Below are 8,425 nucleotides of genomic sequence, written 5' to 3'. Positions count from 1 at the left end.
AGATGGCCTTGAAGCCTGCATGCTTCGCGAGCAGCGCGTGATTCGCATTGATCGCGCCGACCACCTGAAGCGGTTTCTCTTCGGCGACTGCGGCGCGGAAGGCGGCACCCGCCGATTGGCTTGCAGCATTGGTCATGATGCGGCTCCTTCCCGATAGACAGACCCGGCGCCATTGCGGAACAGCGATGCCGCTTCCGCGGGCACGGCGCGCCCGGTCGAGCGCGCGCGGCGCAGCACCGACCAGTAATAGCGATAGCTTGCGCGATCATGCAATGTATCGCGGTAGCGCGTTGGGCCCCATTGCGCGGCCTGCGCGGCGAGCAGAATCTCGGTGGCAGTCACGATTTCGTCATCGCGCGGTGCGAATGCGGAGACGATCGCCGGAATCTGCGCCGGATGGATGCTCCACATCCGCGTATAGCCGAATTCGTTGCGCGCCCGCACGGCGTCGTTCGCGACCACATTCATGTCGCGCACTTCGGTCGATACGTTATGCGACGGCACCTTGCCGTGCGCATGGCAGGCCGCGGCGATTTCGAGCTTCGCACGCCGCACCAGCGGATGATCGAACTGCCCCGGCGAGCGCATCGCGGTATCCGGAATCGCACCGTCGTGCGCCGATACGAAGTCCATCAGGCCGAAGCTCAGCGCCTCGACGCCGGGCAGCGCGGCGAGATCGAATGCGCTTGCGAGCGCGCCATGCGTTTCGACTAGCAATTGAACCGGCACCGGCCGCGCGATACCGAGCTCGCGGCGCGTCGCTTCGATAAACGCGCACATCTCCGCGGCATCCGGCACGCTGCGGATTTTCGGCAGCGTGATATACGCCGGCGCGCGCTTCGCCGTGCGCAGAATGACACGGACGTCGTCGCGCCAATGCGGGTGATGGAAATCGTGAATACGCACGCCGACGCGGCCGAACCGGTCGTGCTCGCTACCCGTGAGCGATGCAACCAGTTCCGCATGCTCGGTTTCATGCCCGACCTGCGCGCCGTCTTCGCAATCGAGCGTGATGTCGAATACCGGCCCGAGTTCCTGCTGCAGCGCGAGCGATTTCAGCATCAGCTTCTCGCTGCCGGCGTAGTGATCGCACGCGGGCAGCACGGTCGGCGGCGCTTCGCCTTCAAACAGCACTTCGGCGGGGGTGAGGGCGCGCATTCTCGGGCGTCAAATAGCGTGGTTTCTAGTTGGAAAGATCTGATTCGAACGTACTCTGCGAGCGCCCGGGCCGCCGTTGCCAGAATGCGCTGGCGAGGCGCCGCGAACGGGGGTTCCAAAGTCCATTCGAATCAGAGGCGAAGGTCACGCAATGCAGCCTTCGCCTGATCGACCCGGCACGAAAAAAACCGGAACCCGCCGCGCTGCAACGAGGTCCCGGTCGATTCCATGGCCCGGCTTACAGCAGGTGCTTGACGCCGTCGCGCTCTTCGAGCAGCTCGTTCAGCGTGCCGTCCATCTTCTCGCGCGAGAACGCGTCGATTTCGAGGCCGGTGACGCGCTTGTACTCGCCGTTTTCGCACGTGACCGGCACGCCGTAAATGATGTCTTCCGGGATGCCATACGAGCCGTCCGACGGAATGCCCATCGTCACCCACTTGCCGTTCGTGCCGAGCACCCAATCACGCACGTGATCGATCGCCGCGTTCGCCGCCGATGCCGCCGACGACAGGCCGCGCGCTTCGATGATCGCCGCGCCGCGCTTGCCGACCGTCGGGATAAACACGTTGCGGTTCCATTCGTCGTCGTTGATCAGCTTCGTCAGCGACTGGCCTTCGGCCGTCGCGACGCGGAAATCCGGGTACATCGTCGGCGAATGGTTGCCCCACACGGCGAGCTTTTCGATCGATGCGACCGGCTTGCCCGACTTCGCCGCCAGTTGTGACAGCGCGCGGTTGTGGTCCAGACGCAGCATCGCCGTGAAGTTCTTCTTCGGCAGGCTCGGCGCCGACTTCATCGCAATGTACGCGTTGGTGTTCGCCGGGTTGCCGACCACCAGTACCTTCACGTCGCGGCTGGCGACGTCGTTGAGCGCCTTGCCTTGCACCGTGAAGATTTCGGCGTTGGCCGACAGCAGATCCTTGCGCTCCATGCCCTTCGAACGCGGACGCGCACCGACTAGCAGCGCAACGTCGGCATCCTTGAACGCGACTTTCGGGTCGTCAGTGACCACGACACCCGCGAGCAGCGGAAACGCGCAGTCTTCGAGTTCCATCACGACGCCTTTGACGGCGGCTTGCGCTTGCGGCAGGTCAAGCAGCTGCAGGATCACCGGCTGGTCCTTGCCGAGCATGTCGCCATTGGCGATGCGAAATAGCAGGGAATAACCGATTTGACCTGCGGCGCCAGTGACGGCAACGCGCTTTGCGGGCTTAGCCATTGAGAAATCTCCAGGACGGTGCGTTAGTGCGTTAGACGCTTGAGAAAACGCCATTTTATATGCGCGTTACCGGAAGCGTGGCAAACACGATGAACTCTATGCGCAGCGGCGCGGCATTCGAACACGCGTCGCGCACGCTGCAACGAGGCGGCCGCGCCGGCCATGGAACGGGCGGGCGAGACTGCCGAGCAGAGCGCGGATGCACCGCTTGCGGCGCGATGGCGCGCGTGCTTGCTGCGACCCGGCGAATCCTGCATAGCGCATTCCAGCGGGCGTCGATGAGGCTGCGTGAGCCTACGGCCGGCCCCGTTTGAGCGGGACCGCTCGACGCCTTCTGGAGCCATTCGTGAGGCGGACGGCAGGCGAATTGAAAGCTGGACTGATGAGGGCGCAACATGCGCAGGACGGTATTCCGGACTACGCTTCGGCTTGCACTCCGCCGCTGCCGTGTACCGTGAAAAACACCCGCAAACCCTTGCTCGACAAGGAGTGTAGGAGTGAGCGCACACAAAGTCAACAGTATCTTATGTCTTATATAAGACATAAGTATTGACCCAAAATAGGTGGACGCCGAGCGACCGTTTATGATGAAATGCGCGAATGAATTCGAACCAGGCGAGCTCTGCGAATCCGATCGGCCCTGCGGGCGCAGGCGAAAGCGCGCCGCCCTCCGCATCGTCTTCGTCGCCTACGTTCAGTCCGCTTTACCAGCAGATCAAAGGCCTCATTACGCAGAGCCTCGAGTCCGGCGAATGGAAGCCCGGCGAAATCATCCCCAGCGAAGTCGAACTGGCCGCGCGCTACAAGGTCAGCCAAGGCACCGTGCGCAAAGCGATCGACGAGCTTGCTGCTGACAATCTGCTTGTGCGCCGGCAAGGAAAAGGCACATTTGTTGCGACGCACAACGAAGACCGTGCTCAGTTTCGCTTTCTCAGATTACTCGCCGATGACGGCGTCGAGCATCCCCATATCAGCCAGCTGCTCGAATGCCGGCGCTTGCGCGCGTCCGCGGAGATCGCGCGGCAGCTCGATCTGAAACCGTCGGACCCGGTCGTATTGATCAAGCGTCTGCTTCAGTTCGATGGCGAAGACACGGTGCTCGACGAGATCTGGTTGCCGGGTGGCGTGTTTCGCGGTCTCACGCTCGAGCGACTGTCCGATTACAAAGGCCCGCTCTACGCGATGTTCGAAACGGAGTTCGGCACGCGGATGATTCGCGCGACCGAGAAGATTCGCGCGGTGGCGGCGGACCCGACGGTCGCCGATCTTCTGCACGTGCCGCCGGGTTTTCCTTTGCTGTCGGTGGAGCGGGTCTCGTACACGTATGGCGATCGACCGGTCGAAGTGCGGCGAGGTTGGTATGTCACAACCGGCTATTACTATCAGAACGATCTCAGTTGATGCAAGTGATGAAACGGGCGTAGCTTGCTTGCATGAATTCTGAAGCGGGTTGTGGCGCGGACGATGCAACGGGCCGTGAAACAGTCAAGAATCGTACTGTGATCCGGACCGTGAAGCGGATAGTGACTCGCCTTTATTGCCACCGATATAAAGCAGTCTTGAGCAGATGTTCGCTGCAGCGCGGAATGAAAAGGCGCTAAAATCGCGGATTAGTGTGACTACATAGTAGGGGTCTAGCATGGCTGAAGCCGTAAAAAAACCGAGGCCGGAATTCCGGAACATCGGTATCGGGCAGATACTCACGGCGTATCGTCTCCCGCTAGCGGGGCGTGTGTCCATTTTGCACCGCGTGAGCGGCGCTCTGCTCTTCATCTTCCTTCCGTTCCTGCTGTACCTCTTCGATCAGAGTCTCACTTCCGAACTCAGCTTCGAAGTCTTCAAGGTCTTTCTCTCCAACATCCTCGTCAAGCTGATCACGCTGGTGCTTGCATGGGCTTTCCTGTTTCACTTCTGCGCCGGCATCCGTCACCTGCTGATGGATACGAACCACAATGCGGTGTCGAAGGAAAAAGGCAAGAGTACGTCGGTGGTCGTGTTCGTCGTGTCGTCGCTGCTGACCCTCGCATTCGCGCTCAAACTGTTCGGAGCCTTCTAAGAATGTCCTCCAATAACCGAATTGGTTCGAAGCGCCTTGTCGTCGGCGCGCACTATGGTCTGCGCGACTGGCTCGCGCAGCGCATCACCGCGGTGATCATGGCGGTCTACACAGTGATCCTGCTGGTCTGGTTCTTCACCGCACAGGCATTCTCGTACGACGGTTGGGCGTCGATCTTCGCGACCCAATGGATGAAGCTCGCGACCTTTGTCACGTTGCTGTCACTGTTCTATCACGCATGGGTCGGCATTCGCGACATCTGGATGGACTACATCAAGCCGGTCGGCACGCGGCTTGTCCTTCAGGCGCTGACGATCGTCTGGCTGCTCGCGTGTGCGGGCTACGCCGCGCAGATTCTCTGGAGAGTGTAAAAGAATGGCTGCAATCAAACATACTCTGCCGCGTCGCCGCTTCGACGTGGTGATTGTCGGCGCGGGCGGCTCGGGAATGCGTGCGTCGCTGCAACTGGCGCGTGCGGGTCTGTCGGTGTGCGTGCTGTCGAAAGTGTTTCCGACGCGTTCGCACACGGTGGCCGCGCAGGGCGGCATCGGCGCATCGCTCGGCAACATGAGCGAAGACAACTGGCACTACCACTTCTACGACACGATCAAGGGTTCGGACTGGCTCGGCGACCAGGACGCGATCGAGTTCATGTGCCGCGAAGCACCGAACGCCGTCTACGAACTCGAGCACTTCGGCATGCCGTTCGACCGCAATGCGGACGGCACGATCTATCAGCGTCCGTTCGGTGGCCACACCGCGAACTACGGCGAAAAGCCGGTGCAGCGCGCGTGTGCGGCGGCTGACCGTACCGGCCACGCATTGCTGCACACGCTGTACCAGCAGAACGTCGCGGCGAAGACGCAGTTCTTCGTCGAATGGATGGCACTGGACCTGATCCGCGACGCGGACGGTGACGTGCTCGGCGTGACCGCGCTCGAAATGGAAACGGGCGACGTCTATATCCTCGAAGGCAAGACCACGCTGTTCGCAACGGGCGGCGCGGGCCGGATCTTCGCGGCGTCGACCAACGCGTTCATCAATACCGGCGACGGTCTGGGCATGGCGGCGCGCGCGGGCATCGCGCTGCAGGACATGGAATTCTGGCAATTCCACCCGACCGGCGTGGCCGGCGCGGGCGTGCTGATTACCGAAGGCGTGCGCGGCGAAGGCGGCATTCTGCGCAATGCGGACGGCGAGCGCTTCATGGAGCGCTACGCGCCGACGCTGAAAGACCTCGCACCGCGCGACTTCGTTTCGCGTTCGATGGACCAGGAAATCAAGGAAGGTCGCGGTGTCGGTCCGAACAAGGACCACGTGCTGCTCGACCTGTCGCACATCGGCGCCGAGACGATCATGAAGCGTCTGCCGTCGATTCGCGAAATCGCACTGAAATTCGCGAACGTCGACTGCATCAAGGAACCGATCCCGGTTGTGCCGACCATTCACTATCAGATGGGCGGCATTCCGACCAATATGCACGGTCAGGTGGTCGGCACGTCGCGCGATCACGAAGAGCCGGTCAACGGTTTCTACGCGGTCGGCGAATGCTCGTGCGTGTCGGTGCACGGCGCGAACCGCCTCGGCACGAACTCGCTGCTCGACCTCGTGGTGTTCGGCCGCGCGGCCGGCAACCATATCGTCAAGCGTGCGGGCGAAATGAAGGAGCACAAGCCGCTGCCGGCCGATGCAGCCGACCGCGCGCTCGAACGCCTCGCGAAGCTCGAAGCGTCGTCGTCGGGCGAGTACACGCAGGCCATCGCGAACGATATCCGCGCGTCGATGCAAGCGCATGCGGGCGTGTTCCGCACGTCGAAGCTGCTGTCGGAAGGCGTCGAGAAAGTGAATGAACTGAAGGAGCGCGTCGCTCACGTGCACCTGAAGGACAAGTCGAAGGTGTTCAACACCGCGCGCGTCGAAGCGCTCGAACTGGCGAACCTGATCGAAGCCGCACGCGCGACGATGGTGTCCGCCGAGGCACGCAAGGAAAGCCGCGGCGCGCACGCGCAAAGCGACTATGAACATCGCGACGACGAAAACTGGCTGCGCCATACGCTGTGGTTTAGCGAAGGCGATCGCCTCGACTACAAGCCGGTTCACATGAAGCCGCTGACCGTCGAATCGGTGCCGCCGAAGGCACGGACCTTCTAAGGCGCAAGCCACACGTCAAAGGACCCACAATATGGCCAAGCGTATTTTCGAAGTTTACCGCTACGATCCGGACAAGGACGCGGCGCCGCGCATGCAAACGTATGAGCTTGAAATCGACTCGCACGAACGCATGCTGCTGGATGCACTCGTCAAGCTGAAATCCGTCGATGAAACGCTGTCGTTCCGTCGCTCGTGCCGCGAAGGCGTGTGCGGCTCGGACGCGATGAACATCAACGGCAAGAACGGCCTCGCGTGCCTGACGAACCTGAACGATCTGCCGCAGAAAATCGTGCTGCGTCCGCTGCCGGGTCTGCCGGTTGTGCGGGACCTGATTTGCGACTTCACGCAGTTCTTCAACCAGTATCACTCGATCAAGCCGTACCTGATCAACGACACGCCGCCGCCGGAGAAAGAGCGTTTGCAGTCGCCGGAAGAGCGCGATGAGCTCGACGGCCTGTACGAGTGCATTCTGTGCGCGAGCTGCTCGACGTCGTGCCCGAGTTTCTGGTGGAATCCCGACAAGTTCGTCGGTCCGGCCGGCCTGTTGCAGGCCTATCGCTTTATCGCGGACAGCCGCGATCAGGCGACCGGCGAACGCCTCGACAACCTGGAAGACCCGTACCGTCTGTTCCGTTGCCATACGATCATGAATTGCGTCGACGTGTGCCCGAAGGGCCTGAATCCGACGAAGGCGATCGGCAAGATCAAGGAATTGATGGTGCGCCGCGCTGTCTGAGATGGACGGATCATCGCATCAGTCCGACCCTCTACGCCGCGCGCGCCTACGCTGGCGCGCGCGGCGCGGCCTGCTGGAAAACGATCTGATCTTCGAACGTTTTTTCAGCCGATATGAGCATGACCTCAGTGATGCGGACGTCGGCGCGCTGACGCGCCTGCTGGAACTGAGCGATAACGACCTGATGGACTTGCTGCTTGCCCGCAAGGAACCTGAAGGCGACCTGGCCGACCCGGACGTCAGACGGGTCCTCGACATGCTGCGCACGGCTTAACTGGGTTGTATACGGTTCGAGCGGTGCGGCGTGTGTGTCCGAGAAGGCGTGCAATTATCGAAACCCTGTTTCCACCTTTCGATTGAGGATGTGCTATGACCCCGTCAGATGTTAAAGCCACGCTATCGTTCAGCGACAACTCGCCGAGCGTTGAAATGCCGATCTACAAGGGCACTTTGGGCCCGGACGTAATCGACATTCGCAAACTGTACGGTCAGACCGGCAAGTTCACGTATGACCCGGGGTTCATGTCGACGGCGGCGTGCAACTCGGCGATCACGTACATCGACGGAGACAAGGGCGAACTGCTGTACCGCGGTTTTCCGATCGACAACCTCGCGCAGAATGCGGACTTTCTCGAGACCTGCTATCTGCTGCTGAAGGGCGAACTGCCGAACGCGCAACAGAAAGATGAGTTCGTGAAGACCGTCACGAATCACACGATGGTGCACGAGCAGATGCAGTTCTTCTTCCGTGGCTTCCGTCGTGACGCGCACCCGATGGCGATTCTGGTCGCCGCGGTCGGCGCGCTGTCGGCGTTCTATCACGACTCGCTCGACATCAACAATCCGCGTCACCGCGAAGTGTCGGCGATCCGCATGATCGCGAAGCTGCCGACGCTGGTTGCGATGGCGTACAAATACAGCATCGGCCAGCCGTTCGTGTACCCGCAGAACAATCTGTCGTACAGCGCGAACTTCATGCGGATGATGTTCTCGAACCCGTGCGAAGAGTACAAGGTCAACGACGTGCTGGTGCGCGCGCTCGACCGTATCCTGATCCTGCACGCGGACCACGAGCAGAACGCGTCGACGTCGACTGTGCGTCTGG

Annotated in this window: 9 protein-coding genes and 1 pseudogene; 7 read left to right on the top strand and 3 right to left on the bottom strand. The window is 61.4% G+C overall.

All coding sequences use genetic code 11. The features are described from left to right. From prpB to BX592_RS33210, 3 genes and pseudogenes are all read right to left on the bottom strand, one after another. Positions 1-136, bottom strand: a pseudogene (gene prpB / locus BX592_RS34765) (methylisocitrate lyase); the annotation flags it as partial. Beyond that, positions 133-1,158 carry an HpcH/HpaI aldolase/citrate lyase family protein gene (locus BX592_RS33215; RefSeq protein WP_134197575.1) on the bottom strand — a complete coding sequence of 342 codons (1,026 nt, stop codon included), beginning with the start codon at positions 1,156-1,158 and terminating at the stop codon, positions 133-135. The gene BX592_RS33215 and the pseudogene prpB, both read right to left, overlap by 4 nt. Positions 1,159-1,396: 238 nt before the next feature. Then, positions 1,397-2,377 carry a malate dehydrogenase gene (locus tag BX592_RS33210; RefSeq protein WP_134197574.1) on the bottom strand — a complete coding sequence of 327 codons (981 nt, stop codon included), beginning with the start codon at positions 2,375-2,377 and terminating at the stop codon, positions 1,397-1,399. 600 nt (positions 2,378-2,977) lie between these two features. Between BX592_RS33210 and BX592_RS33205 the strand changes: the two genes are divergently transcribed. From BX592_RS33205 to BX592_RS33175, 7 genes are all read left to right on the top strand, one after another. Next, positions 2,978-3,778 carry a GntR family transcriptional regulator gene (locus BX592_RS33205; protein ID WP_134197573.1) on the top strand — a complete coding sequence of 267 codons (801 nt, stop codon included), beginning with the start codon at positions 2,978-2,980 and terminating at the stop codon, positions 3,776-3,778. A 238-nt stretch (positions 3,779-4,016) separates the two neighbouring features. Next, complete coding sequence (gene sdhC, locus BX592_RS33200) at positions 4,017-4,433, top strand: succinate dehydrogenase, cytochrome b556 subunit (protein ID WP_134197572.1); 417 nt, start codon at positions 4,017-4,019, stop codon at positions 4,431-4,433. Between the two features lie 2 nt (positions 4,434-4,435). Next, positions 4,436-4,804 (top strand): succinate dehydrogenase, hydrophobic membrane anchor protein, encoded by a 369-nt coding sequence (gene sdhD, locus BX592_RS33195; RefSeq protein ID WP_134197571.1) that lies wholly within the window; start codon positions 4,436-4,438, stop codon positions 4,802-4,804. A gap of 4 nt (positions 4,805-4,808) precedes the next feature. Further along, positions 4,809-6,584 (top strand): succinate dehydrogenase flavoprotein subunit, encoded by a 1,776-nt coding sequence (gene sdhA / locus BX592_RS33190; protein WP_134197570.1) that lies wholly within the window; start codon positions 4,809-4,811, stop codon positions 6,582-6,584. Positions 6,585-6,615: 31 nt separating this feature from the next. Continuing rightward, positions 6,616-7,320, top strand: coding sequence for a succinate dehydrogenase iron-sulfur subunit (locus tag BX592_RS33185; protein ID WP_134197569.1), 705 nt, complete (start codon positions 6,616-6,618; stop codon positions 7,318-7,320). A 1-nt stretch (position 7,321) separates the two neighbouring features. Continuing rightward, the gene (locus tag BX592_RS33180; protein ID WP_134197568.1) at positions 7,322-7,594 is read left to right on the top strand and encodes an FAD assembly factor SdhE; all 273 of its coding nucleotides are present in this window, start codon (positions 7,322-7,324) and stop codon (positions 7,592-7,594) included. 95 nt (positions 7,595-7,689) lie between these two features. After that, on the top strand, positions 7,690-8,425 hold a 736-nt coding region (locus BX592_RS33175), incomplete at its 3' end, for a citrate/2-methylcitrate synthase (RefSeq protein WP_279589220.1).

This window comes from Paraburkholderia rhizosphaerae (genome assembly GCF_004366595.1).
GTDB classification, from domain to species: Bacteria; Pseudomonadota; Gammaproteobacteria; order Burkholderiales; family Burkholderiaceae; genus Paraburkholderia; species Paraburkholderia rhizosphaerae.
This window is presented reverse-complemented; position numbering and strand designations above follow the sequence as displayed.